The organism is Pseudomonas sp. Y39-6 (assembly GCF_023651955.1).
GTDB lineage: Bacteria > Pseudomonadota > Gammaproteobacteria > Pseudomonadales > Pseudomonadaceae > Aquipseudomonas > Aquipseudomonas veronii.
On record NZ_CP069594.1, the window covers coordinates 3,272,787 to 3,297,544 of the forward strand.

The 24,758-nt window shown below is 60.5% G+C and carries 20 protein-coding genes; 16 read left to right on the top strand and 4 right to left on the bottom strand.

The window, feature by feature from the left end:
- Positions 1-109 precede the first annotated feature (109 nt).
- Together JN756_RS14930 and JN756_RS14935 are read left to right on the top strand one after the other, a co-directional pair.
- Positions 110-1,510, top strand: a complete 1,401-nt coding sequence (locus JN756_RS14930; RefSeq protein ID WP_201022216.1) for an aspartate aminotransferase family protein — start codon at positions 110-112, stop codon at positions 1,508-1,510.
- A 69-nt stretch (positions 1,511-1,579) separates the two neighbouring features.
- The gene (locus tag JN756_RS14935) at positions 1,580-2,947 is read left to right on the top strand and encodes a glutamine synthetase family protein (RefSeq protein WP_201022217.1); all 1,368 of its coding nucleotides are present in this window, start codon (positions 1,580-1,582) and stop codon (positions 2,945-2,947) included.
- A 42-nt stretch (positions 2,948-2,989) separates the two neighbouring features.
- Here the strand turns inward: JN756_RS14935 and JN756_RS14940 are convergent, their stop codons facing one another.
- A complete protein-coding gene (locus JN756_RS14940; protein ID WP_057004049.1) occupies positions 2,990-3,904 on the bottom strand; it encodes a LysR family transcriptional regulator in 915 nt (304 codons plus the stop codon).
- Between the two features lie 269 nt (positions 3,905-4,173).
- Here JN756_RS14940 and JN756_RS14945 point away from each other — a divergent pair, with 269 nt between their 5' ends.
- The 4 genes from JN756_RS14945 (at position 4,174) to pgm (ending at position 10,532) form a co-directional block, all read left to right on the top strand.
- A complete protein-coding gene (locus JN756_RS14945) occupies positions 4,174-5,196 on the top strand; it encodes a zinc-dependent alcohol dehydrogenase family protein (protein ID WP_017845697.1) in 1,023 nt (340 codons plus the stop codon).
- A gap of 705 nt (positions 5,197-5,901) precedes the next feature.
- Complete coding sequence (locus tag JN756_RS14950) at positions 5,902-7,338, top strand: hypothetical protein (protein ID WP_046484150.1); 1,437 nt, start codon at positions 5,902-5,904, stop codon at positions 7,336-7,338.
- Positions 7,339-7,374: 36 nt separating this feature from the next.
- Positions 7,375-8,781, top strand: a complete 1,407-nt coding sequence (locus JN756_RS14955; protein ID WP_169864516.1) for an aminotransferase-like domain-containing protein — start codon at positions 7,375-7,377, stop codon at positions 8,779-8,781.
- A 104-nt stretch (positions 8,782-8,885) separates the two neighbouring features.
- Positions 8,886-10,532, top strand: a complete 1,647-nt coding sequence (gene pgm / locus JN756_RS14960) for a phosphoglucomutase (alpha-D-glucose-1,6-bisphosphate-dependent) (RefSeq protein ID WP_046484153.1) — start codon at positions 8,886-8,888, stop codon at positions 10,530-10,532.
- A gap of 55 nt (positions 10,533-10,587) precedes the next feature.
- Here pgm and JN756_RS14965 read toward each other — a convergent pair whose 3' ends face one another.
- Positions 10,588-11,283, bottom strand: a complete 696-nt coding sequence (locus JN756_RS14965; protein ID WP_057004051.1) for a pirin family protein — start codon at positions 11,281-11,283, stop codon at positions 10,588-10,590.
- A 218-nt stretch (positions 11,284-11,501) separates the two neighbouring features.
- Here JN756_RS14965 and JN756_RS14970 point away from each other — a divergent pair, with 218 nt between their 5' ends.
- Entirely contained in the window at positions 11,502-13,946 is a 2,445-nt protein-coding gene (locus JN756_RS14970) for a UvrD-helicase domain-containing protein (protein ID WP_201022218.1), read from the top strand.
- 92 nt (positions 13,947-14,038) lie between these two features.
- Here JN756_RS14970 and JN756_RS14975 read toward each other — a convergent pair whose 3' ends face one another.
- Complete coding sequence (locus tag JN756_RS14975) at positions 14,039-14,311, bottom strand: DUF1652 domain-containing protein (RefSeq protein WP_017845703.1); 273 nt, start codon at positions 14,309-14,311, stop codon at positions 14,039-14,041.
- A gap of 257 nt (positions 14,312-14,568) precedes the next feature.
- Here JN756_RS14975 and JN756_RS14980 point away from each other — a divergent pair, with 257 nt between their 5' ends.
- The 5 genes from JN756_RS14980 to JN756_RS15000 all read left to right on the top strand — a co-directional run bounded on the left by JN756_RS14980 (position 14,569) and on the right by JN756_RS15000 (position 18,990).
- On the top strand, positions 14,569-15,396 hold the full coding sequence (locus JN756_RS14980) for a helix-turn-helix transcriptional regulator (protein ID WP_046383340.1): 828 nt from the start codon (positions 14,569-14,571) through the stop codon (positions 15,394-15,396).
- Positions 15,397-15,478: 82 nt separating this feature from the next.
- A complete protein-coding gene (locus JN756_RS14985) occupies positions 15,479-15,907 on the top strand; it encodes a hypothetical protein (RefSeq protein WP_057004053.1) in 429 nt (142 codons plus the stop codon).
- 168 nt (positions 15,908-16,075) lie between these two features.
- Positions 16,076-17,482, top strand: coding sequence for an NAD(P)/FAD-dependent oxidoreductase (locus JN756_RS14990; RefSeq protein ID WP_104903137.1), 1,407 nt, complete (start codon positions 16,076-16,078; stop codon positions 17,480-17,482).
- A 26-nt stretch (positions 17,483-17,508) separates the two neighbouring features.
- Positions 17,509-17,850 (top strand): cupin domain-containing protein, encoded by a 342-nt coding sequence (locus JN756_RS14995; protein WP_046383344.1) that lies wholly within the window; start codon positions 17,509-17,511, stop codon positions 17,848-17,850.
- 60 nt (positions 17,851-17,910) lie between these two features.
- Positions 17,911-18,990 (top strand): polyamine ABC transporter substrate-binding protein, encoded by a 1,080-nt coding sequence (locus JN756_RS15000; RefSeq protein WP_017845708.1) that lies wholly within the window; start codon positions 17,911-17,913, stop codon positions 18,988-18,990.
- Positions 18,991-19,033: 43 nt separating this feature from the next.
- On the opposite strand, the gene JN756_RS15005 is transcribed toward JN756_RS15000, so the two are convergent.
- Positions 19,034-19,828, bottom strand: a complete 795-nt coding sequence (locus tag JN756_RS15005) for a helix-turn-helix transcriptional regulator (RefSeq protein ID WP_017845709.1) — start codon at positions 19,826-19,828, stop codon at positions 19,034-19,036.
- Positions 19,829-20,027: 199 nt separating this feature from the next.
- Between JN756_RS15005 and JN756_RS15010 the strand changes: the two genes are divergently transcribed.
- The 4 genes from JN756_RS15010 (at position 20,028) to JN756_RS15025 (ending at position 24,714) form a co-directional block, all read left to right on the top strand.
- Positions 20,028-21,392 (top strand): APC family permease, encoded by a 1,365-nt coding sequence (locus JN756_RS15010; protein ID WP_201022219.1) that lies wholly within the window; start codon positions 20,028-20,030, stop codon positions 21,390-21,392.
- 9 nt (positions 21,393-21,401) lie between these two features.
- A complete protein-coding gene (locus JN756_RS15015) occupies positions 21,402-22,505 on the top strand; it encodes a DmpA family aminopeptidase (RefSeq protein WP_201022220.1) in 1,104 nt (367 codons plus the stop codon).
- 358 nt (positions 22,506-22,863) lie between these two features.
- Positions 22,864-24,297: a serralysin family metalloprotease gene (locus JN756_RS15020; protein WP_046383347.1), complete on the top strand. Its 1,434-nt coding sequence runs from the start codon at positions 22,864-22,866 to the stop codon at positions 24,295-24,297.
- A gap of 48 nt (positions 24,298-24,345) precedes the next feature.
- Positions 24,346-24,714 (top strand): AprI/Inh family metalloprotease inhibitor, encoded by a 369-nt coding sequence (locus tag JN756_RS15025; protein ID WP_017845713.1) that lies wholly within the window; start codon positions 24,346-24,348, stop codon positions 24,712-24,714.
- The last annotated feature ends 44 nt before the right edge of the window (positions 24,715-24,758 follow it).

A 24,758-nucleotide genomic window follows, 5' to 3' on the forward strand; every position in this document is an offset into this window, starting at 1 on the left:
TTTTCAGTCATTCACGAACTGAGAGGGGAGTGAGTGTGGCGATGGATTGTCTTTTATCTCGACGGTGACGAATTTTAATTAATGTAATAATTAAAAGAGGGTTTTTATCATGTCGAAAAGTGGAATTAGTGAATCAGCGATTGCTGCTTTTACCGCCTCCGAACGTGCCCGTTTTATACAAAACAACCCCACGTCAATGGCGCTCGCCAAGCGTGCCAAGGCTCATCTGTTCAATGGTGTTCCCATGCACTGGATGAGCGATTGGTCGATGCCTTCACCGCTCTTCGTCCAGCGTGCCAAAGGCGCACGCTTCACCGATGTTGACGATCATGAATACATTGACTTCTGCCTGGGCGACACCGGCACGATGTTTGGCCATTCACCGGACCCTATTGCCCGCGCTATCGCCGAGCAGGCAAATAATGGCTTGACCACCATGCTGCCTGGCGAAGACGCGGTGGTCTGCGGCGAGTTGCTGGCTCAGCGATTCGAGCTGCCTTATTGGCAGGTGACCGCCAATGCGACGGACGCCAATCGTTATGTGTTGCGCTGGGCGCGCGCTATCACCAAACGTAATGTGTTGCTGGTGTTCGACGGCTGTTATCACGGCACCGTAGATGACGTGATGGTGCGCTACCGCGACGGCAAAACAGTGCGCCGTGCCGGCCTTGTGGGCCAAGCCTACGACTTGACCCAATACAGTCGATCCATCCCCTTCAACGACGTCGACGCGCTTGAAGCGGCGTTAGCCCAGGGCGATGTGTGCGCGCTGATGTGCGAGCCGGCGATGACGAACATAGGCATGGTCCTGCCCGATCCGGGATTCATGCAGAAGTGCCGAGAGTTGACCCTTAAATATGGCAGCCTGTTGGTCATTGATGAGACCCACACTATTTCCACCGGCATCGGTGGATGCACTCGCCAGTGGGATTTGAAACCCGACTTTTTCGTGGTGGGTAAACCCATCGCAGGTGGCGTGCCATGCGCGGTGTTTGGCATTAGCGAGCAAGTCGCCTTGGCCATGCGCGACGCGCAGAAGGCCGTCAGCGAAGAGAGTGGCGGGCATGGCCACAGTGGAATGGGAACGACGCTGTCCGCCAACGCCCTGGCGATGCATTGCATGCGAGTCAGTCTTGAAGAGGTCATGACAGCGTCTGCGTACCAGCACATGCTGCCCCTGGCCTCAAGACTCGCCCAGGGATTTCGAGCGTTGTTCAAGCGCCACCAACTGAACTGGTCTGTCACAGAGTTGGGGGCTCGTTGTGAGTTTCAATTCTGTGCCACGTCGCCCAGAACAGGCGCGCAAGCCGAAGCGGCTTTTCATGACAGCCTTCAAATGGCTCTGCACCTTTATCTAATCAACCGCGGCATCCTGATCACGCCTTTTCACAACATGACCCTGTGCTGTCCGCAGACAAGTCAGGCGGATATCGACAGGCTGATCGGTGAGTTGGATAGCGCGCTGACCACGCTGCTTGCCCTACCTGGCGCTCGCGTCACCCCTTCATGACTGGACGTCTGAAGCCCAACTTTTCTCACATACTGCCAAGTCGCTTGAATGAGCGCTGAGAGGTTTGACATGCAATTTGCTGATAAAAAAGAGGCTCAGGATTATCTGGCCGCCCACCCTGAAGTGCTGAGCATCGAGTTGTTTCTTATCGACGCCAATGGTGTTCCACGGGGCAAACTGTTGCATCGCGACGAACTGCTGGCGATCTACGAAAATGGTCGGCCGCTGCCAAGTTCGATTCTCGCCCTGACCGTGCAGGGTGAAGACGTAGACGAGACTGGCCTGGTCTGGGACGTCGCTGACGCTGATTGCTGGACTTACCCCCTGCCGGGAAGCCTGACCTTGCAACCCTGGCGTACCAACCCAACAGGCCAAGTGCAGGTGAGCATGCACCCGACCCAAGGTATTCCCGCCGCACCGGCCGACCCGCGCCATGTCCTGGTGAACACCATCGAGCGGTTGAAAGCCGATGGATTCCATCCGGTCATGGCCGTTGAGTTGGAGTTTTACCTGCTGGACCAACAACGCGACGTCAACGGTCGGCCGCAGCCAGCGTTGCAGACCAATGGCTTACGCCCTCATGCGCCACAGGTGTATGGCGTATACGAACTGGAACAGCTTCAACCTTTTCTTGATGACCTCTACGCAGCTTGCGCGCTGCAAGGGCTGCCGGTACGCACGGCGATCTCCGAGTACGCTCCGGGCCAGCTCGAGTTGACGCTGGAGCATCGTTTCGACGCACTCCAAGCCATTGATGAAGGTGTACGTTACAAACGCTTGGTCAAAGGCGTGGCCAACCAACATGGGCTGCAAGCGTGCTTCATGGCCAAGCCATTCAGCGATCAGGCCGGTAGCGGTATGCATTTGCACGTCAGCCTGGCCGACGAGCAGGGTCACAACCTGTATGCGAGCGAAGACCCACAGGGCACGCCGCTGTTGCGGCACTCCATCGGTGGGATGATGGAGACCTTGTTTGACTCGCTGGCGATATTTTGCCCGCATGCCAATTCATATCGACGCTTCCAGACCGGCAGTTACGCGCCGCTGGCCAAAAGTTGGGGCGTCAACAATCGTACTGTGTCGTTCCGCGTACCCGGCGGCCCCGCGATAAGTCGGCACATCGAACACCGTATTTGCGGTGCCGATGCCAACCCCTATCTCGCTGCCGCCGCAGTACTGGCGGGCATTCACCACGGCATCACTCATCAAAGCGATCCTGGCGCGGCGATTGTGGGCAATGGCTATGAACAGGCGACCGATTTTCTACCCACCGACTGGCTTACAGCGTTGCAGGCACTGCAACGTTCAACGTGGGCACGTGAGGCGTTGGGGGCTGAATTCCTGAAGGTGTTCCTGGCGATCAAGTGGCGCGAGTTCCGTACATTCAATGCTGAAGTCGGGGAGCAGGACTGGCGCTGGTACCTCACTCACGCATGAGTGATGGCGGCTGGCATGCCTTGAAATGCGAACTGGTCGATCTCAAAGGCTATCCGGGTCCCCAAAAAACATCTGAATCCGCGATCGCAACCAACGCTCACCCGGATCATTGTCCTGCGAGCCCCGCCATGCCATGTGCAACTCGAACGAGCGCACCGGCAGTGGCGGATCCTCGGCTCGCAAGCCGCCCGCCGCGGTCAGGGCCTCGGCGGCGTAGTCCGGTACGATGGCGACGATGTCGGTCCCGGCAAGCAGGGTGCCCAGGCCGTTGAATTGCGGCACGGCCAACACCACATGGCGTTTGCGGTCGAGCTTTTCGAGTTCTTCGTCAATAAACCCACTCAAGTCCCCGGCAAACGACACCAGCGCATGAGGGCGGGCGCAGAAGTCGTCCAGGCTGAGGGCGCCGGGCACGCTGTCGGCGCGTAGCAGTTTCGGTAGGCTGCGGCGCAGTACCTTGCGCTTGGCGTTGGCCGGTAGCTCGGCGGTGTAGCTGACGCCGATGGAGATTTCGCCGGAGGCGAGCAGGCCGGGCATCAGGATGTAATTGACACGGCGCACGACGAGCACGATGCCGGGGGCTTCGGCGCGCAGGCGTTTGAGCAGTTGGGGGAGCAGGGCGAACTCGACGTCGTCCGACAGGCCGATGCGGAACACGGCGGTGCTGGTGGCCGGGTCGAATTCGGCGGCGCGGCTGACGGCGGTGGAAATCGAGTCCAGGGCCGGGGACAGCAGGGCGAAAATTTCCACGGCGCGGGCCGACGGCTCCATGCTGCGCCCGGTACGCACAAACAGAGGGTCATCGAAGAGACCGCGCAGGCGCGACAGTGCCGCGCTGATGGCCGGCTGGCCGAGGAACAATTTCTCGGCGGCACGGGTCACACTGCGCTCATGCATCAAGGTTTCGAATACGATCAAGAGGTTAAGGTCGACACGACGCAGGTCGTTACGGTTCATCTTGTGTCCTGGATGAGTCTGTAAACTTGACGAGAGCGGCCATACATGATCCCTATGATCTCCATGCTCGGAGCATGACCGGCATGAATCTTACGGGGAAAGGCTGGTACTCTGCACCGGCTAATTGAGTTTTCCTACGATAGTTGAGGTCTATTCCTCAGTCGCGGAATCAATGACAGACATGTCGACTATTAACGGCGACCGGTGGTCTTACCCGGAAAGCCCAGATAGAGTTCAGGGCAATAGAGGTTACTTTGACGAGGTTTGCGATGTCCCGCACGATCCGTTTTCACAAGTTTGGTCCGGCTGAGGTGCTCAAGTGCGAAGAGCATGCAGCCGCGCAGCCTGCACCGGGCGAAGTGCAGGTACGAGTCGAGGCAATTGGCATCAGTTGGTATGACATTTTGTGGCGCCAGAACCTGGCGTCTTCCCATGCACGTTTGCCGTCCGGCCTTGGCCACGAGATGGCCGGGGTGGTCGTAGCCCTGGGCGACGGCGTGGATGACTTGGCCGTGGGCGATAAAGTCGCCAGTTTTCCCGCCGAGAGCCCCAATGATTACCCGGTATATGGCGAACAAATCGTCCTGCCCCGTTCGGCGTTGACCCGTTATCCGGATGTCTTGAGCCCGATCGAAGCCAGCGTGCATTACACGCCGCTGTTGATTGCATATTTTGCATATGTGGACTTGGCGCGGGTCAAACCCGGCCAGTTTGCCTTGGTGACCGACGCCAGCCACTGCGCCGGCCCGTCCTTTGTGCAACTGGGCAAGGCCTTGGGTGTGCGTGTGATTGCCGCGACCAAGGACAGCGCGGAGCGCGAGTACCTGCTGTCCCTCGGGGCGGAAAAGGTCATCGTCACCGAAGAGCAGGACCTGCTCATGCAAATCAACAAGTTCACCGATAATCGCGGCGTTGACGTGGTGTTCGATGGCTTGGGCGGCCCGCAGATGTCGTTACTCGGTGATGTGTTGGCGCCGCGTGGCAGCCTGGTGCTGTATGGCCTGCAAGGTGGCAACCAGACGCCATTCCCGGCCTGTGCGGCGTTCCAGAAGAATATTCAGTTCTTTGTGCATTGCATCGGCAACTTCACCGGCAAACCGGAGCTGGGCATCGCCCAGGACCAAGTGGCATTGCAGCGCGCGTTGCGCGACATCAACCAGATGACCGCCGACCGTGTGCTGGTCCCGCTGAAAACCACCGTGTTTCCATTCAGTCAGTTCGTCGAAGCGCACCGCTACATGGACGAATGCCCGTGCCGTGAGCGCGTCGCATTGCAGGTTGAAGCTGTTTGAGCTGTAGGAGTATTCGCAAATGAATACTCCGGCGTCTGAACGGATGGGGCAAATGCGCCATTTGTCAGGGCTTAACCCTCGCGGCGTTTAAGCTGCCATCAGGGCGCCAGGCCCCGCAAAACACGAGCTTTCCCCCCGATGCCGCGCTGTATTCCAGCGCGGCATCTGTGTGTGCGCGTAATCAACGGCTTGCCCAATTGCCATCTGAACTGGTTTCTTGCGGCGTTCTGTATCTGTTAATCATTATGCCAGTGCCGATAATCGTGACTTCACTCTCATCTCAAGGATTGAGCAATGATTGAATGTCTGACGTTCCGGCCTGATACATATGAAATTAAATTATCGCGATGCTTGCCTGCGAGACAGGGTGCGGCTGTTGGGATAGGTAACTCCAATTTATTGAAGTTTGATTGGTTGAACTGGATCTTTTCTTTATGTCGGATGCATCCTTAGTTTCCTGCTTAAGCCGGTGTAGGGCATTGTCGGAACGGTCCTAGGGTAGCCAGGACGCCCTGGCGCAAGGGTCTCAAGGAGAGGCGGCGCGAAGGGCACACAATTGGCGTTCCCTGTCGAATTGTTACGGCGTGCTAAGGTTTATTTATCGTTACGCCACGCGGTGTGACGACATTCCTACGCATCTAATGGGTCGAGCAAATAACCTCGGCAGTTACTTGGAACTGATATTTCAACTCAGGTAGTAGAACTATGAGCGCAATTCACGAACAAGCCATGAACTATGTTTATCAGCAAGTTCTGCAACGTTTGGTCGGGCACTTCACGCGCGCCGAACGTACTGCACTTCAATTATTGATTCAGCGAATTGTCGTGGCTGCCGGTGGCATGGAACAAGTGGGCGATTACAAAGTGTTGGTTGCCCATGGGGGCGGCGAAGTCAGCAGCTATACCCTGGCACTGCTGCGTGCGGCGCAACTGACTATCGCGGGCCGCGCGCCCAGGACTTTCAACTTGCGTGTGGCGACGCTCCGACATGCCGGCATGACCCAGGCCACGCTGGATAGCCTGCAGCATGGCTACAGCACACTGTTTTTCCACGACGACCCGCGGGTCGAGCTGCTGATGGTGGAAAACCAGGTAGTGCAGCCGTTCAACCACCAGCGCCCGGCCTCAGGTGCGGGCCGGGAGGTCAGCCAGCGCAATATGCTGATGGTGGGGCACCTGACCTCCGGGGATATTCGCGCGACGTTGTGTAACGATACTTACCTGTCCCTGGGGGATTTCTACCAGCGTGTCACCACCTGGAACGGAGGGGTGCATGCGCTGGTCAGCGGTGATTCGCCGCGCAAGCAGAGCCAGTACCTGGCGTGGTTGAAAAAGGCGGCCCAAGCGGCCGGCGTCAGCACTGCGCCGGGCAAGCCGGCCTCGCTCACCGGGTTGTTCGCGCGCATGGAGGAGTGGAGCAACGGCTGTTATCAAGACCTCTATGGCGAGCAATACGTTGCCCATGAGAGCCCCGGCCGGGGTGGGCACCGCCATTTGGCCTACATTGGTATCGCCGACCTGCTTAATAACGTCGACGTTGCTTCAACCCCTCTGCTCAGCGACTTCCTGGGCTACGTCCCCGATCCGTTTGGTTTTCACTTCAGTCATCCGGCCTACCCCAACCCGCTGCTGATGGCTCACCTGCGCGGGGTGCAGGCCCAGTGCCTGCGCGAGCTGTCCTACGAGGACGGCGTGGCGGGTTTTCTGCGCCAGGCGATGGACTACCTGTGTCGCCGGCAAATTCCTGAACATTTGATCGCAGAGGCCTGCGGTGGGGAAGGGCGTGTGCAGTCGACGGCCTACGCCCAAGAGTTCTTTGGCCTGGAGGAGGCCCAGTTGACCTGTTTGTTGTTCTCGCCCTTCATCCATCATGGTGAGCGGCTGGAGGGTTACCTGCGTCAATGCCACCCCGGCATGCTGGTGGCACTCCCCGAGTTGCACAAGGTGCTCCAGGGCAAGCCGGCTGCCGACATGCTGCAGCAATGGGCGATCGACACCAGCGGCTTGCCGCTGCCTCTGCTCCAGCACCTTTACCGCAAGCGCCCGTTGGCGGTTGAACAGGGCGCCGATGCGCGCAAGCGCCGGGCCGCACGCCTGCAGACCAACGCCGAGGCGCGGGCGTTTCAGTTGTTCGGGCGCTAGGCGGGTGCGTCGGTGTGTGCGTCCAGGTAGACAGTCATGAACCTGCGAGGTGAGCGGCAGGCGGATTTCGCCTACCAGGCGGTGTACCGCTACATGATCAACCTGATCAACGAAGTCAGCCTGGACATGCCCGTCAAACTGCCTTCTTTGCGGCAGTTGGCGACGCGCCTGAATGTGTCGATCTCGACGATTCAATACGCATACTCCCTGCTGGAAAAGGAAGGGCGGGTGTATTCGGTGGCCAAATCGGGTTATTTCGCCTGGCCCGTGGCAGCCAATCCGCTGATGGCGGCGGGCGCCGATCTATTGGAGCGCCTGTATGCGGCGGCGCGGCGGCCCGGAATGGTGGTACTCAGCGGCGATGAACCGGCGCTGCTGGGAGCGCTGGACGGCGCATTGCTGATGCTCGAACGCCAACTGGTGCGCCGCCACCCACGCCAGCTGCAACCCTGGTCGCAGCCTTGCGGCGTCTGGGAGCTGCGCGCCGCGTTGGCGGCGCGTTACACCTCATCGCCGACCCGCTGCTGGCAGGCCGATGACGTCTACATCGGTGCCGATCTGCGCGGTGTATTGGAAATACTCATTGATGTACTGGGTCTCAAGGGCGCCGCGGTATTGGTCGAGTCCCCCTGCGACTGGTTAATACTGCGCCTGCTGCAGGCTGCTGGCGTGCGCGTCATTGAGTTGCCCTGGCAGGTCGACGGTCGCCTGGACCTAGCGCGGCTCGAACACCTGTTGCGCCATGAGCCCGTCCACTTGGTGCTGCTGTCGTCGGTGGTGGGCATGCCGTCGGGCAACGTCATGCTCAACTATGAGCGCTTGCGGGTGGCTCAGTTGCTCGAAGAATATGGCTGCTGGCTGCTGGAGAATGACACCTTTGGCGAGTTGGGTTTTGCGCAGAACCACACGGCGCTGCGCAATCAGGTCAACCCCGAACGGCTGATTGTATTTTCGTCGTTCGAAAAAGTACTCGGCCCGGAAGCACCGTTCGGCTATGTACTGTCACGCCACCTGAGCAGTGAGCTGCAGCGCCAGTTCCTGCTGCGTTCGTTTCGCCTGTCGTCGATCCGCCAACGCGCAATTGCCCACCTGTATCAAAGCGGGCGGCTGGACCAGCACCTGCAGACGTTGCGCCAGCGCCTGCGTGAACAGGCCGACGCCATGAGCCAGCGCCTGGATCAGCGCCTGGCAGGGCGGGTGACTTACCGCATGCCGCTGGCCGGGGCGAGTTTCTGGCTGCACGCGTCGGTGCCGGTGGACATGCGCCAGGTGTTCCAGCGCCTGCTGGCGCAACAGGTGGTGATTGCCCCGGGGGAATTGTTCAGCCTCAGTGGCTTGCATCATCAGCAACTACGGCTGAGCCATGCGTTCAACGGGCACCCGAACCTGGACGCGGCATTGGATGCGCTGGCGCAGGCCTTGTTGCAGGCGCAGAGCGCCTAGCGTGTGAAAAATCTCTTGCTGGTGTGGGATCTATAACATCGCGCGGCAGTCCAACTCTCAGTAAACTGTCATTTTTTCCGAATCCTTCTTTCCGAGGTTTATGCATGACAATCAGTCCTTTTGCGGGCAAACCGGCGCCAGCCCAGTTGCTGGTAGATATCCCGCGACTGGTTACGGCCTATTACACCGGTCAGCCCGATGCAGCGATCTCCACCCAGCGCGTCGCGTTCGGGACTTCCGGGCACCGGGGCAGCTCGTTCGAACTGAGCTTCAACGAATGGCATGTGCTCGCCATCAGCCAGGCCATCTGCCTGTACCGCGAAGCCCAAGGTATCGACGGGCCGTTGTTCGTCGGCCTCGACACCCATGCATTGTCGACGCCTGCGGGGGCCAGCGCGCTGGAAGTCCTGGCGGCCAACGGTGTGCATGTGATGCTCGCCGAGGGCGATGAATACACGCCGACCCCAGCCATTTCCCACGCCATCATCTGCTATAACCGCGGTCGCACCAGCGGCCTGGCCGACGGCATTGTCATCACGCCGTCCCACAACCCGCCGCAAAGCGGCGGCTACAAGTACAACCCGCCCAACGGCGGTCCGGCCGATACCCACGTCACCAAATGGATCGAGGCCAAGGCCAACGAGCTGCTGGCCAATCGGCTGGCCGGGGTCAAACGCATCACCCACGCCCAAGCGCTCAAAGCCGACACCACCCATCGCCATGACTACCTCAACAGCTACGTGGCCGACCTGATCAATGTGATCGACATGGACGCCATTCGCAGCGCCGACCTGCGTTTGGGCGTCGATCCGCTGGGCGGCGCCGGGGTGCGCTACTGGTCGGCGATTGCCGAGCACTACCGCTTGAACCTGGACGTGGTCAACACCGAAGTCGATCCGACCTTCCGCTTCATGAGCGTCGACTGGGATGGCCAGATCCGCATGGACCCGTCGTCCAGCTACGCCATGCAGGGCTTGATCGGACTCAAGGAGCGTTTCGACGTGGCCTTCGCCTGCGACCCGGACCACGATCGCCACGGCATCGTCACCCCGTCCGGCGGCCTGTTGGCGCCGAACAATTACCTGGCCGTGTCCATCGACTACCTGTTCCAGAACCGTCCCGGCTGGCGCGCCGATGCGGCCGTGGGCAAGACCGTGGTCAGCAGCGGCTTGATCGATCGCGTCGCGGCGCGCATCGGACGGCGCCTGTACGAAGTGCCGGTCGGCTTCAAGTGGTTTGCCGACGGTCTGTTCGACGGTTCGCTGGGTTTTGGCGGTGAGGAAAGCGCCGGCGCTTCGTTCCTGCGCAAGGACGGCACCGTGTGGAGCACCGACAAGGACGGTTTGATCCCGGCGCTGCTCGCGGCAGAAATGACCTCGCGCAAAGGCCAGGACCCCAGCCAGATCTACCGTGGCCTGACCGACGCTCTGGGCGAACCGTTCGCGATTCGCGTCGACGCCAAGGCCACCCCGGCGCAGAAGGCGTTGCTGGGCAAACTGTCGCCGGAGCAGGTGACGTCCACCGAATTGGCCGGGGAGCGCATCCAGCAGATCCTCAGCCATGCGCCGGGCAACAACCAGGCGATCGGCGGTTTGAAAGTCATGACCGAAAACGGCTGGTTCGCCGCACGGCCATCGGGCACCGAGGACATCTACAAGATCTACGCCGAGAGCTTCATCGGTGAAGATCACCTCAAGCAACTGGTGCAAGAGGCGCAGGTACTGGTTGACGGTGCAATCAGCGCTGGCTGACACGCCTCAGTCAATATAGGCGCGGGTCAGCCCGCGCCTACATTTCGCCTCGAGATCAGGCCAGGTCGACCAGCACGATCTCGCTGTCTTCTATCGCGGTCACGCGCAACAGCTGTTCATCTTCCACCGCGACACCGTCTCGCGCGTGCGCGCGCAAGCCATTGACCTCAATCACCCCCGTCGCCGGCACCAGGTAGGCGCGACGCCCGCTGTCCAGGCGGTATTCGGCAGTTTCCCCGGCTTTCAGGTTGGCCGCCACCAGGCGCGCATCCGCACGAATGCGCAGGCTCTCGCTGTCACCGGCCTTGCCGCTGGCCAGGGTCACAAACCCTTCGCGGTCACCTTTCGGAAACGGCTTGGCGCCCCATGACGGCGGCAGGCCGGCTTCGTTGGGGATGATCCAGATCTGGAAAATCTTGGTGGGGGTGGCTTCCAGGTTGTATTCGCTGTGGGCAATCCCGGTGCCGGCGCTCATGACCTGCACGTCACCCGCCTCGGTGCGGCCCTTGTTGCCGAGGTTGTCGGCATGGCTGATGGCACCTTCGCGCACATAGGTGATGATTTCCATGTCGCGATGCGGGTGCTGGGGAAACCCGGTGCCGGGCGCGATGATGTCGTCGTTCCAGACCCGCAGATTGCCCCAGTGCATGCGCTGGGGATCGTGGTACTCAGCGAATGAAAAGTGATGATGGGCGTCAAGCCAGCCATGATGGGCGCCGCCCAGGGCGGTGAAAGGTCGTAATTCGAGCATGATCGTCTCCAGTTGATGGGGTCATCATCCAACAGTGCATGATCGATAAAAAGCGTAAAAAATGCCTTATTCCTATCGATCAATTGGATTGGTTTCGGATGCTTTGACTTTCACTTCATCGCCTAACTGCATGACGGCAAAGCAATTGGCTGGAACTGCGCGGCGATTCCGGCGACCATGGCGCACTCGTCAACACCCAGCTCATCGCAGGAGTCCGCGTGCCGCAACAAAAGCCTGATCTGCCCCCTGAATTGCGCCCCCTGGCCGAAATGCCATGGTTGAAACGGCTCGCCGCCCGCTTGTTCGGGCATGGCTTGACCCGCTTGCGCGCACAACACCGGTTTTCCTGGCTGCATGGGCAGGCCGACGGTTTTCGCAGTGGGCACGAGGCGGGTGTGGAGTACGGCTATCGCGAGGGCAAGGCCGACGGCATCGAAGAAGGCCGGCAGGTCCTGCTGATTCGCGACTTCCGCCCGGAAGAACACCGTGCGCCGGGGGTGGATGACAACCTGTTCGATGATTGGCGGCTGCCCCTCACGGCCGATCTGAAAAAACGCATCAAGGCCGATGTGGCACGCTTGCTGCCGGCTCACGCGCAGCCCAGCGCCGCCCAATGGAAGATGATCTTCAGCGACACGCCGTCCACCTCGGTGATCGCCGGTGCCGGTGCGGGCAAATCCACCTCGCTGGTGTTGCGTATCCTGCTGCTCACCCATTACCTGGGTTTCGAGCTGAGCTCGATGACCGTGGTGACGTTCACCCGTGAGTCGCGCAAGGACTTCATCAACAAGCTCATGGAAGTGCTCAGCTTGTGGGGGCAACCCCTTGATATCAAAGAAGCTCAGGCCGTGGTGCGGACCTTTCACTCGCGCATCCTGCCGATGGTGCGCAGCCTGCCGGGCTTCGAGCGGCTGCAGGCGTTCGAGAATCTCAGTGCGGGATTCGAGGACGCAGACAGCAACCCGTTCGACCTGCGCCTCAACGAGGCGCAACGCCAGCAGATGAACGCCTGCTACCACCGGCTGTACGGCCAGCACCCGCGCTTTCGCGAACTGATTGCACCGCTGGCGCGCCATGGTTTGCAGCTCAAGGAGCTGGAGCGTGATCACCCGGACGTGCAGAAGCGCATGGCCGTGACAGAACTGGCCGCCAAGCGCGATGAAGAGCTGTGTGACGTGATTGAAGACCTGTGGTTTCGCGCGGGCGCCTGGCCGATCAAAGGGATCGAGCCGAGTCGCCAGACCGTGGAGATCAATGGCGCGCAATTCCATTGCCATGGCTATATTCCCGAGCTGGATGCCTGGGTCGTGCTGGGCTTCGATTCGCGGGAAAACGCCCAGCTCAGCCGCCCCAATGCCAAGCTGTCGGTGCGTGCGGAATGGGCGGTCAAGCGCACCCTGTTTCAAGCATTCTGCCGTAAGCCTTTGATATGGCTTGATAGTTATGAGTCGTCCAAGCGTCTTTTAAGCAGCCTGGCCGGTGATGCCAGTGCGGGGCCGGGGTTCGATTACAAGGTCAAAGGCGAGCTGGCGTCGGCGCCGTTGCTGGACTGTTTTGTCATGGCCGCAGGTTTCATCGAGAACCTCGGTCTGGACGTGCCCAGTGCCGTGGGCCAGATGAATTTCGCCAAAGACGATCCGGACCGCGGCTTCTTCGAGGCCTTGAGCATTTTCTGGAAAGCTCTGGAAGATCATCTGCTCGACCAGTCGCCGCCGATCATGACCTACAACCGCATGTTCTCGCTGTTTGGCGAAAACACCCCGGAAAACCTCAAGTTGCTCAGCGACCCCCTGTTGCGGCCGCTGTCACACCTGATGATCGACGAGTTCCAGGACGTCTCGCCGCAGATCGTCTCCTGGCTGCGCGCCAGCCTGCGTGAAATCCGCAGCCGTGGGCCAGCCATGCATGTAGGACGCGGCGCCCAGCATTCGTCACTGCTGTGCGTAGGGGATGACTGGCAGTCGATCTATGGCTGGCGCGGCAGTTCGCCGAAGTACTTCATGCAGTTCAACCAGGAATTCCCGGCACCGAGTACCACCCGCGTCATGCTCGGCGAGAACTATCGCAGCCATCAGCACATCATCGATGCCGCCGAACACATTGTGCGCGCCGCGCCGGCGATCCCCGGCAAGAAGGCCAAGGCCAGCGGCATACCCAAGGCGTTGGTGCCCGTTACGGTACTGGAACGCGACGATGCGGCCTTGGGCCGGCGCCTGCAGGAGCACTATCAAAAGGGCGATTCGGTGTTAATGCTGTATCGAAAAAGTAGCGATAAGTTATTGATTAGTGAGCATATTCAATCTGTAGTTAATGTGGATTCTAGCTTGCCGCCCGCGGCGCGCAGGCTCAAACAATTGACCTATCACAGCGCCAAAGGCCTGCAGGCGGATGCGGTGTTCCTGCTTGGGGATTGCCAACACGTCACCCGTTCGCCGTACAAGAACCAGGTGTACCGCATGGCGGGCCTGGGCAAGGCCGGCGACACTGAACCCTACGACAACGCGCAAAAAGACGAAGTGCTGCGCCTGGCGTATGTCGGCATTACCCGCGCGGTCAGCCATTGCTACTGGTATGTGGAAAAACCCGAGGGTCAGGCCGTGAATGTGCCGAAGGCCTCGGAGCGGGTCGACGCCAGGAAAGCGTTCTTTGACGATCAGCGCTAAGCACTGTCTGGCACAGGCCCTATGTAGGGGCTTGCCCGCAATAGCGGTGCATCAGTCGATAGACCGCTCGACTGGCGCACCGCTGGTCGTGTTCAAGCCCTTAACAAATGCGGCGGCACAAAACACTCCAGCTCCGCTTCCACCGCTTCGATGATGCGCTCTACATCGGTAGCATTCATCACGGTGGCGCAGGGGATGCCAGCGATGGCGATCAGCGTCTCGCCGCTGGCGCGGTCGAACAGACGCGCGACCATACTGCCGGGAGCGTCCATGCTCCCTTCGAAGCCCATGGGATGGAAATGCCAGCGCATCAGCTGGCAGGCGTTGGGGAATGTCACTTTGTTCATGTTGCCCACCTTGTTCATTGAGCGCTTCCTTTAGCTCGCGGCAGGGGGCCATGACCGTCACTGGTCACAGCGAGTGAGAGTGTAAAAATAACATTCGTTCATAAATGCAAGGGCAGTTTTTTCGCCCCGTTCGGCGGTTCTTTTCCTATAGCTTGACGTGTGTCATGTCTTGCTAAAGGCTGGGCAAAAGGCCATTAGTCAGAAGTTGCCGTCGGCCATTGATGGCAGCGCTGAAATTCGGCAACCTCCACCTTTTACCCGTCGTAGAGCCATGCATGCCCCACACCGCCGCGGACGATGATTGCCAGCACACCCACGCCACGCGCGAGCTAGTGACGCGCCACCACCTGTGCTGGCGTCATCGCGACCTGGATGGCGTGATGTCTTACTACCATCCGCACATCCAGTACCACGACTTCTTCCAGAACCGCGTCGTCGGCTACGCCGAACTGCGCGAGTACCTGCAAGCCAGCATGCCGCGCGGGCCCGACGAGGCCATCGAGCACATGGACCGCATTCGCGCCGATGGCGACACCGCGTTCATCCAGTACCGCATCACCCTGCGCGGCGGGCAGGGCCTGGTGTCGTTCCGTACCAGTGAGGCCATCACCGTGCGCGACGGGCTGATCTGGCGGGTCAACGAATATGCGTCACTGGTGCATGAGCACAGCCCCCAAACCACGCGCCCGAGCGTCAGCCGCCTGGGCCTGTCGCCCCAGCAACTAGGGCATATGGCCAACGACCTGCAGCACTACTTCCAGCAGCAACAACCCTACCTGGACCCGGAGTTGGACCTGCAACGGGTTGCCAAGGAGTGCGGTTACAGTCGCAATCAGATTTCCTACTTGCTCAATCAAGTCCTCGGGCAAACCTTCTATCGCTATGTCAATCAGGCTCGGCTCGTGCATTTGCTGGCTGCGCTGGATAAAGCCAGGCCGCCCATACGCGTGGACGACTTGGCCTATGCGGCGGGGTTCAATTCGTTATCGGCGTTTTATAGCGCTTTTCGCCAGCACACCGGCCTGACGCCGAAGGCTTACATTAAAGGGCGCTTTGAGGGCGAGTCGGCTAGATCAACTGGCAATAAAAAAGATGTGGGTTAAACCTGTCATGTTCGACAGGTTTTTCATTCGCGGATTCGTAGTGTAATGCCCAGGCATCTTTTCTTTCAGTTGGAGTGTCGCTATGTCTAAGCACAATAAATCCGCCCACCCGAACGGTCCAGAGAGTGAAGGCCGCATGGACGGAATCATTAACATCGACGGAACGGGTCACACCTTTCAAGCGGACCGTGTGTCTATGGATGAGCAAGACGGTGCGCTGAGATTTTTCGGTGCCCGAACCGTTGACGAGAACCCGGATAAATTCGAAGCGGTTCAAGTGCAACTCACACCGCCCACCATTTCGACGGGTACATACCACGTGGGCGGGGAGAGTGTTAAAGATGTTATTTACGTCGACCATCAAACCGGTAACAGCTATACAGCTGACAAAGGCGAGGTGTCGCTCACCAGGAGCATCCCCCTTAAACAGTTATTCGGGGTAGTGAGTTGTGAGTTCAGTGTTGGCGGTCGAACGACTATCGTAAACGTCCAGTACTCCTTCAAGGGGTAGAATAAATAGTCGGCCCCGCAGCCTCTGCCCGCGTCGGTTAGCGCCAATCATTCGGCGTTGACGGGGCAGCAGGTCGCGCCAACATTTCCCTGCGTGCACGCACGCAAGACAGCCCCTGACATCCCGCTCTAGGATCCAGCCTATCGAAACGAGGTAGGGGAACCTGGCATGCCGGCATGGCGCACTATCAGTTTATGGATGGACCAGTTGGACGACCCGCTGCTGGCGCGGCCGTCTCTGGAGCACGACCTGGACGTCAACGTGGCCATCATCGGCGCCGGTTACACCGGTCTGTGGACCGCGTATTACCTCAAGCGCCAGGCGCCCGAGCTGAACATTGCCATCATCGAGGCGCAAACCGCCGGTTTCGGCGCGTCCGGGCGCAATGGCGGCTGGTTGATGGGCAACCTGTTGGGGGAAGACCGTTTACTCGCCGGCCTCACGCCCGAGCAGCGGCGTGCTTCGTTTGACCTGCTGCACGGCATTCCCGACGAAGTGGCGCAGGTGCTGGCCCGCGAAGGCATCGACTGCGACTACCGCAAGGGCGGCGCCCTGTACTGCGCCGCGCGTTACCCCGAGCAGGAAAGCAGCCTGCGCCTTTATCTGGACAAGCTCTACGCCCAAGGCCTCACCGAGGCCGACTACCGCTGGCTGAGCCCGCAACAACTGGCTGAGCAACTGCGAATCGCCAAGCCCTTTGGCGCGGTTTATGCGCCCCATGTGGCGACGATCAACCCAGCCAAGTTGGTCCGCGGCCTGGCGCGGGTGGTGGAACGCATGGGCGTCAAGATCTACGAAAACTCGCCCGTCACCCATTGGCAGTCCGGCCGCCTGCGCACTGCAAAGGCCGGCGTGCGTGCCGCCTGGGTGGTGCCGGCCGTGGAGGGCTACGCGACCACCTTGGCGCCGTTGGGTCGCTACCAACTGCCGGTGCAAAGCCTGATCGTCGCCACCGAGCCATTACCCGCCAGCACCTGGGACGAAATCGGCCTGAGGCATGGCCAAGCCTTCGGCGAAAGCAGCCGCCAGGTCACCTATGGCCAGCGCTCGGCCGACAACCGTCTGGTGTTCGGTGCCCGTGGCGGTTATCAGTTTGCTGGCAAATTGCGCCACGACTTCGATTTGACCGACAGCGAAGTGGCGCTGCGTCGCTACCTGTTCGGCGAGCTGTTCCCACAGTTGAAAAACGTGCGGATTACCCACTCCTGGGGCGGCAACCTCGGCATGTCGCGCCAGTTCCGACCGCACATGCTCTGCCATCACGCCACCGGCATCGCGCTGTCCGGCGGCTACGGCGGGGAGGGCGTCGGTGCCACGAACCTGGGCGGCCGCACCCTGGCCGACCTGATCCTGGGCCAGGAGACGCCGTTGACCCATCAACCCTGGGTGATCCGCGAGCGTGGCCTGGAGGCGCTCAAGGCCTGGGAGCCGGAGCCGTGCCGCTGGCTGGGCTACAACGCGATCATTCGCAGTTTTGTCCATGAGGACCAGGTATTGGCCAACCCCAATACCGCGCCCTGGCGCCGCAAGTTGGCGATCGGCGTGGCCGGGTTCATGGAAAGTTTCATGCACTGAGCCGTTCCACTCACACAGGTAGCCCCATGAGCATCACTCAATTCAAAGACGCGCTGAATGCCCACCTGCCGGATTCGTCACCGGTCGCCGTGCCCCTGGGCGAGCCGATCGCCGTGGCGTCGACCTTGAGCGTCGAGCGCAGCGACGGCGTCGAAACCGGTATCTGGGCCTGTACCCCTGGCCGCTGGCGTCGACAGATCAAAGCCCAGGAGTTTTGCCACTTTATCCAGGGCCGCTGCACCTTCACCCCTGACGACGGTGAAATCGTCCACCTACAAGCCGGCGATGCACTGATGTTGCCGGCCAACAGCAGCGGAACCTGGGATATCCAGGAAACCGTGCGCAAGACCTATGTATTGATCCTGTAACGCTTTGATCCTTGATCGCCTGCCATAAAAACAGCCCTAAAACCGCCAGGAAATCGAACCATGAAAGCCATTGCCCTGTTGCCCTTGATGTTGGTGGCCGCTATCAGCCAGGCCGCCGAGACGGTGAAGATCTACAACTGGTCGAGCTACATTGCGCCGGACACCACGAAGAACTTCCAGAAACAAACCGGCATCGGTTTCAGCTATGACGTGTACGACAGCAACGAAACCCTCGATGGCAAGTTGATGACCGGTAACTCCGGCTATGACGTGGTGTTCCCCTCCAACCACTTCATGGCGCGGCAGATCCAGGGCGGTGCCCTGAAGAAGCTCGACAAGAGCCAATTGCCCAACTGGAAGAACCTCAACCCGGTACTGCTCAAGGCCCTGGAAAACAACGACCCGGGCAACGCCCACGGCTTCCCGTACCTGTGGGGCAGCACCGGCATCGGCTACAACGTCGACAAGGTCAAGGCAGTGCTGGGCGATAACGCGCCTGTGAATTCCTGGGACCTGATCTTCAAGCCCGAATACATGCAAAAGCTCAGCAAATGCGGGGTGGCCATCCTCGACAATGGCCCGGAATTGTTGCCGATCGCTCTGAATTACCTGGGGCTGCCACCCCACAGCAAGAAGCCTGAGGACTACAAGAAAGCCGAGGCGCTGCTGATGAAAGTTCGCCCCTACGTGGCGTACTTCCACTCCTCGAAATACACCGGCGACCTGGCCAATGGCGACATCTGCGTGGCCGTCGGTTTCTCCGGCGACGTGCTGCAAGCCGAAAGCCGCGCCAAGGAAGCCAAGAATGGCGTGAACATCGGCTATCAGATCCCCAAGGAAGGCGCCGCGATCTGGTTCGACATGGTGGCCATGCCCGCCGACGCCCCGGATGAAAAGGCCGGGTATGCCTTCATGAACTACTTGCTGGAGCCCCAAGTGATGGCCGACATCACCAACTCCGTTCATTACGCCAACGGCAACAGTGCGGCGGACAGCCTGGTGGACCCGGCAATCAAGGCCGATACCAAGATCTACCCAAGCGCGGAAATGATGGGCAAGTTGTTCGCGCTGGAAGCGATGCCGCTGAATATCGACCGGGTTCGCACGCGGGTGTGGAACACCATTCGTACCGGGCGCTGAAGAACTGATGTGGGAGGACGTAAACCCCCTCCCACATTTGGATTCAGGGGTTTTCCAGGTCATGCCCCAACGACTGGATAAACAACGAGAACAGCTCCGGCTGCGAAGAAATATCCAGCTTGGCGTACAGATGCCGGCGATGCACTTTGACCGTATCCGGCGAGATATTCAGGCGCTCGGCCATGGCCTTGGAGGAGAACCCGCGCAATACCAGGCGGGCGACTTCCAGCTCGCGGTCCGAGAGCACGCCGCAGCCGAAATGGCTCAGCGCATCGCGAATCTGGCTGGCCATCGCCTGCGCTGCCGGTACACGCTGGGTGCTTTGCTGCCAATGCTGCTGCATCAACGGCAGCACCCACGCGGCCAAGGTGGTCAGCAGCCCGGTTTCTTCAGCACTGAAGCGCCGCTGCATGCCCAATGACAGCGACAATGTGCCCGCGCCAGGTAGTTGCAGGATGAATTGCACCTCGTCTTCCAGCACGTTGTCGTGGAAGTAGTTGAGGAAGTATTCGCTCTGGCGGAAATGGTCCGGCGCCACTTCCTCCAGGCGGTACACGCCGCTGGCATACCCTTCGCGGCAGGCCTGGAAAAACGGGTCAAGCACGTACAGGCCGTTGAGGTACACCAGCATCGACGCCGGTTTGCTGCTGGGCTGGGCGTCGTATTCCTCCAGGGCCTGGGGCAGGCCATCGAGCGGGTAGAAAATCGCCAGGGCGTTATCGAACGGCAGGCATTGGTGCAACAACAGCACCAGCTGTTTCCAGAATCGCTCGCTGCCGATCTGTGACAGGGTGCGCCCCAGCCCCGCATGCATGCCGACTTCCCTGAACAGGCTCATGTCACAGGTTCCCCTCATCAAAAGATCGGCCAAGGGTTCGGCTTTTGCCGGGTGTCGTCAAGGGGAGTACGCCAATAGGGGAATTGGCTGACAACAGCTCTGGCTTTAACTTCGCGATCATTGAGTGGGAAACATATCCCACGACTTTCAGACTTTTCGTTTCTGCCTCACACAAAAAACAACGACAGAGGATAACGATATGAGTGCTTCCCCCGCGCCTGACGGCGTGCTCAAGCCCACCCTGAGCGTCTTCGATGTGGTGGCCATTACCGTTTCGGCGGTGACGCCCGCCAGTTCGGTGTTCGTGATCTCCCCGTTCGCCATTCAACAGGCCGGCAGCGGCGTGTTCCTGGCCTTTGTCATGGCCGCCTTGCTCGCGCTGATGTTCGCCTTTTGCTACGCCGAACTGGGCCGCGCCCACAACAGCGCTGGCGGTGAATATGTGTATGCCAAGCGGGTATTCGGCGGCATGGCGGGCTATGCGACGTTCCTGACGGTACTGGTGATGTTGCTGTTTATCCCACCGGTACTGGCCACGGGCGCGGCGACCTACTTGAATAACGCCCTGGGCACCCGGTTCGATGCCCAGACCGTTGCGCTGGTCATTGTGGTGTGCAGTTACGCCCTGGGCATCCTCAATATCAAGCTCAATGCCTGGATCACCGGCACTTGCCTGCTGCTGGAAGTGGCGGCCTTGCTGGTGATCGTGTTCCTCGGCTTCGGCCATCCGGTGCAGCCGGTCAGCGTGCTGTTTCAGCCGCAGATCGTCGAAAACGGCATGTTGCACCTGGCGCCCTGGGCCCTGGTGATCGGCGCGGTCGGCATCGGCCTGTTCTCCTTCAATGGCTACGGGCCGGCGGTGCTGCTGGCCGAAGACATGAAATGCGGCGGCAAGGGCGTACACAAAGCGGTGTTGTGGTCCCTGGGGCTGGTGGTGGTGATCGAACTGGTGCCGATCACCGCACTGCTGATCGGCGCGCCGTCGCTGAGTGCGATGATCAGCAGCCCCGACCCCATCGGCTACCTGCTGACCAGCCATGGCAACGAAACCTTGTCACGCCTGGTCAGTGCCGGGATCTTCCTCTCGGTATTCAACGCCATCGTCGCCATCGTGATCCAGATCGGCCGCGTGGTATTCAGCAGCGGCCGCGACGCCCTGTGGACGCCGACCATCAACAAACTGTTCACGCGCATTCACCCGCGCTGGGATTCGCCCTGGCTGGCGACGCTGTTCCTGGCGATCCCTTCGGCGCTGCTGAGTTTCAGCTCCAACCTGGCGGACCTCACCTCGTTCAGTGTGCTGCTGATCATGCTGGTGTACCTGATCGTGGCCTTGAGTGCGCTGATGAGCCGGGTGCTGCTGCGTGAGCGCGCACATCCGTATCGCATGCCCTTGTGGCCGCTGCCGGCATTGCTGGCGGTGCTGGGCGCCGGGTATCTGTTGATGACCTTGATCGCGGAGGCTTCGGTGCGCGACATCATGGTCATCATCGGCTTGCTGGCGCTGTCGGTGATTCTGTATTGCATCAGTGGCCGGTTGAGTCCGGCGTATCAGAAACTGTAAGGAGTGGTTATGCGCGCACGTCAATTGGGCATCACGTTGGGGCTGGGCACGCCCGGCGCGTTGAATGCCATCACCGATGTTCCCGGCGTCCGGGTCGGCCACAGCACGCTCAAGACCCGCGTCGACGGTAAACAGGTGTGTACCGGCGTCACAGTGCTCCAGCCGCGTGCCGGCGAAGCGCGGCAGCAGCCGTGCTTTGCCGGGTATCACGTGCTCAACGGCAATGGCGACGCCACGGGCCTGGAGTGGATCAGCGAAGCAGGGCTGTTGACCACGCCATTGGCGATCACCAACACCCACAGCCTCGGCATTGTGCGCGACACCCTGATTGCCCTGGAGCGCGAGCGTCTGGCGGACCCGGCCGTGTACTGGTGCATGCCGGTGGTGATGGAAACCTACGACGGCCTGCTGAACGATATCTGGGGCCAGCACGTCAAGCCTGCGCATGTGCGCGAGGCGCTGGACCACGCCGAAAGTGGTCCGGTACAGGAAGGTGCAGTGGGCGGCGGCACCGGGATGATCTGCCATGAATTCAAGGGCGGCATCGGCACCGCGTCGCGCCGGTTGCCGGCGGAGCAGGGCGGCTGGACGGTCGGCGTGCTGGTGCAGGCCAACCATGGCAAGCGCCAGGAACTGCGGGTTGACGGCTACCCGGTGGGCCGGCAGTTGATGACGATCCCATCGCCGTTCGCCGAGCGGGGCACGCCGGGCATGGGCTCGATTGTGGTGATCCTGGCCACCGACGCGCCGTTGCTGCCCCATCAATGCCGGCGCCTGGCGCAACGCGCGTCCATCGGCATTGCGCGCACCGGCGGCGGCACCGAGGACTCCAGCGGCGACCTGTTCCTGGCCTTCGCCACCGGCAATCAGGCGCTGCCCCCGGCGGACTATGGGCGCAAGGACCTGGCGTTCAGCAGCGCGGTGCAGATGGTCAATAACGATCATATGTCCCCGCTGTTCCTCGCCGCGGCGGAGGCGGTGGAGGAGGCGATCGTCAACGCCATGCTGGCCGGTGAGAGCATGACCACCGACGACGGGGTGCGGGTGCCGGGTCTGGACGGCGAAACCCTGTTGCAGGCATTGCGCGAGACGGGCTGGAACAGCTGCCGATAATCCGGTGTATTTATAAAGATGCTGGCTCTTTAATGCGGCGAATGACACCGTGACAATATATTGGATCCATCTAAACAAGTGCGCCGCTCAAGTTGAGCGGCTTTACCGCTATTTAATATTTAAATAACAGCGCGGTGCTTTTTGTCGGACAAAAGCAACTAACCCCCTACAAACATTGCACGCGACTTGCTTAAGTTGCCGACTTGTCGGTTTTCACTGCGTAAATAGATGTAGACGAAAGATTTCAAGTTGTGTCAGTTTCGTGACGCCTTCAAAAGAGGCGAGTGATAGGACGATCTCGCCAGCGGGGTTCCTATCGACCCAAGACTGATGCACTTGCACACAAGGAAGTACGTTTATGTCAAAAGTAAAAGACCAGGCTATTGTGTCTGCCGCGCAAGCCAGCACTGCGTATACGCAAATCGATAGTTTCAGCCATCTGTACGACCGTGGCGGCAACCTCACGATCAATGGCAAACCCTCCTACTCCGTTGACCAGGCCGCCACCCAGCTGCTGCGCGACGGCGCCGCGTACCGGGACGTCGACGGCAACGGCAAGATCGACCTGACCTACACCTTTCTGACCTCGGCCTCCTCGAGCACGCTGAACAAGCATGGCATCTCGGGCTTCAGCCAGTTCAACAGCCAGCAGAAAGCCCAGGCCGCACTGGCCATGCAGTCCTGGTCGGATGTCGCCAACGTTGCCTTCACCGAGAAGGCCAGCGGCGGCGATGGGCATATGACCTTCGGCAACTACAGCGGCGGCCAGGACGGCGCGGCGGCCTTCGCCTACCTGCCCGGCACCGGCGCGGGCTACGACGGCACCTCGTGGTACCTGACCAACAGCAGCTACACACCCAACAAGACCCCGGACCTGAACAACTACGGCCGGCAGACCCTGACCCACGAGATCGGTCATACCCTGGGCCTGGCTCACCCCGGCGACTACAACGCCGGGAACGGCAACCCGACCTACAACGACGCGACCTATGGACAGGACACGCGCGGCTACAGCCTCATGAGTTACTGGAGCGAGAGCAACACCAACCAGAACTTCAGCAAGGGCGGGGTCGAGGCCTATGCCTCCGGGCCGTTGATCGACGATATCGCGGCGATCCAGAAGCTTTACGGCGCGAACTACGCCACCCGCGCTGGCGACACCACCTACGGCTTCAACTCCAACACCGGGCGTGATTTCCTCAGCGCCACCGCCAACGCCGACAAGCTGGTGTTTTCGGTCTGGGACGGCGGCGGCAACGACACCCTGGATTTTTCCGGTTTCACCCAGAACCAGAAGATCAACCTCAATGAGACCTCGTTCTCCGACGTTGGCGGCCTGGTGGGCAACGTGTCCATCGCCAAGGGCGTCACCGTGGAAAACGCCTTCGGCGGCGCGGGCAACGATCTGATCATCGGCAACAATGCCGCCAACCTGATCAAGGGCGGGGCCGGCAACGACCTCATCTACGGCGCTGGCGGTGCCGACCAACTGTGGGGCGGCGCCGGCAACGACACCTTTGTGTTCGGTGCCAGTTCCGATTCCAAGCCAGGTGCGGCGGACAAGATCTTTGACTTCACCAGCGGCGCCGACAAGATCGACCTGAGCGGCATCACCAAAGGTGCGGGCCTGAGCTTCGTCAACGCGTTCACCGGGCATGCCGGCGACGCAGTATTGAGCTATGCCTCGGGCACCCACCTGGGTACCTTGGCTGTGGACTTCTCCGGGCACGGCGTGGCGGATTTCCTCGTCACCACCGTGGGCCAGGCAGCGGTCAGCGACATCGTGGCCTGATGCACCGGCGCGGCGTTGTGGCGCCGCGCTTCCAGGAGGGGCATACACATGCCGCGTTTTGTGCATTTGATCGCCTGTGTCCTACAGGTGTTGTTCGTGTCGGCAGGAGCCCACGCAATGGCTAGCAGTCTCGTTTTACCCACCACCGCGCAGTTGGCCGGACATTGGCAACTGCACCGACAGGATCAGGTCTGTGCCCTGGATTTGCTGGAGCAAGCCACCGCGGTGGGGGGCGATGTGGCCTGCGTCGAGCAATGGCTGGGAGACAAACCCCTGACATGGTCGCCGACGCCGGACGGGATCTGGTTGATGAATGCCGAAGGTTCCGGGATTACCCACTTGAATCGTCAGCGCGACGGTGAATACCAGGCGCGCACGCCATCTGGCGATATCGTGACATTGCAACGAATACCTTAGTTTTTAGTTATAACGCTATAACTCGAATTTAATAGTTAGCCGCC

What these genes read in the sequence shown, in the direction of transcription:
- JN756_RS14930 (WP_201022216.1), top strand. Translation starts at nt 110, where the DNA reads ATGTCGAAAAGTGGAATTAGTGAATCAGCGATTGCTGCTTTTACCGCC.
- JN756_RS14935 (WP_201022217.1), top strand. Translation starts at nt 1,580, where the DNA reads ATGCAATTTGCTGATAAAAAAGAGGCTCAGGATTATCTGGCCGCCCAC.
- JN756_RS14940 (WP_057004049.1), bottom strand. Translation starts at nt 3,904, where the DNA reads ATGAACCGTAACGACCTGCGTCGTGTCGACCTTAACCTCTTGATCGTA.
- JN756_RS14945 (WP_017845697.1), top strand. Translation starts at nt 4,174, where the DNA reads ATGTCCCGCACGATCCGTTTTCACAAGTTTGGTCCGGCTGAGGTGCTC.
- JN756_RS14950 (WP_046484150.1), top strand. Translation starts at nt 5,902, where the DNA reads ATGAGCGCAATTCACGAACAAGCCATGAACTATGTTTATCAGCAAGTT.
- JN756_RS14955 (WP_169864516.1), top strand. Translation starts at nt 7,375, where the DNA reads ATGAACCTGCGAGGTGAGCGGCAGGCGGATTTCGCCTACCAGGCGGTG.
- pgm (WP_046484153.1), top strand. Translation starts at nt 8,886, where the DNA reads ATGACAATCAGTCCTTTTGCGGGCAAACCGGCGCCAGCCCAGTTGCTG.
- JN756_RS14965 (WP_057004051.1), bottom strand. Translation starts at nt 11,283, where the DNA reads ATGCTCGAATTACGACCTTTCACCGCCCTGGGCGGCGCCCATCATGGC.
- JN756_RS14975 (WP_017845703.1), bottom strand. Translation starts at nt 14,311, where the DNA reads ATGAACAAGGTGGGCAACATGAACAAAGTGACATTCCCCAACGCCTGC.
- JN756_RS14980 (WP_046383340.1), top strand. Translation starts at nt 14,569, where the DNA reads ATGCCCCACACCGCCGCGGACGATGATTGCCAGCACACCCACGCCACG.
- JN756_RS14985 (WP_057004053.1), top strand. Translation starts at nt 15,479, where the DNA reads ATGTCTAAGCACAATAAATCCGCCCACCCGAACGGTCCAGAGAGTGAA.
- JN756_RS14990 (WP_104903137.1), top strand. Translation starts at nt 16,076, where the DNA reads ATGCCGGCATGGCGCACTATCAGTTTATGGATGGACCAGTTGGACGAC.
- JN756_RS14995 (WP_046383344.1), top strand. Translation starts at nt 17,509, where the DNA reads ATGAGCATCACTCAATTCAAAGACGCGCTGAATGCCCACCTGCCGGAT.
- JN756_RS15000 (WP_017845708.1), top strand. Translation starts at nt 17,911, where the DNA reads ATGAAAGCCATTGCCCTGTTGCCCTTGATGTTGGTGGCCGCTATCAGC.
- JN756_RS15005 (WP_017845709.1), bottom strand. Translation starts at nt 19,828, where the DNA reads ATGAGCCTGTTCAGGGAAGTCGGCATGCATGCGGGGCTGGGGCGCACC.
- JN756_RS15010 (WP_201022219.1), top strand. Translation starts at nt 20,028, where the DNA reads ATGAGTGCTTCCCCCGCGCCTGACGGCGTGCTCAAGCCCACCCTGAGC.
- JN756_RS15015 (WP_201022220.1), top strand. Translation starts at nt 21,402, where the DNA reads ATGCGCGCACGTCAATTGGGCATCACGTTGGGGCTGGGCACGCCCGGC.
- JN756_RS15020 (WP_046383347.1), top strand. Translation starts at nt 22,864, where the DNA reads ATGTCAAAAGTAAAAGACCAGGCTATTGTGTCTGCCGCGCAAGCCAGC.
- JN756_RS15025 (WP_017845713.1), top strand. Translation starts at nt 24,346, where the DNA reads ATGCCGCGTTTTGTGCATTTGATCGCCTGTGTCCTACAGGTGTTGTTC.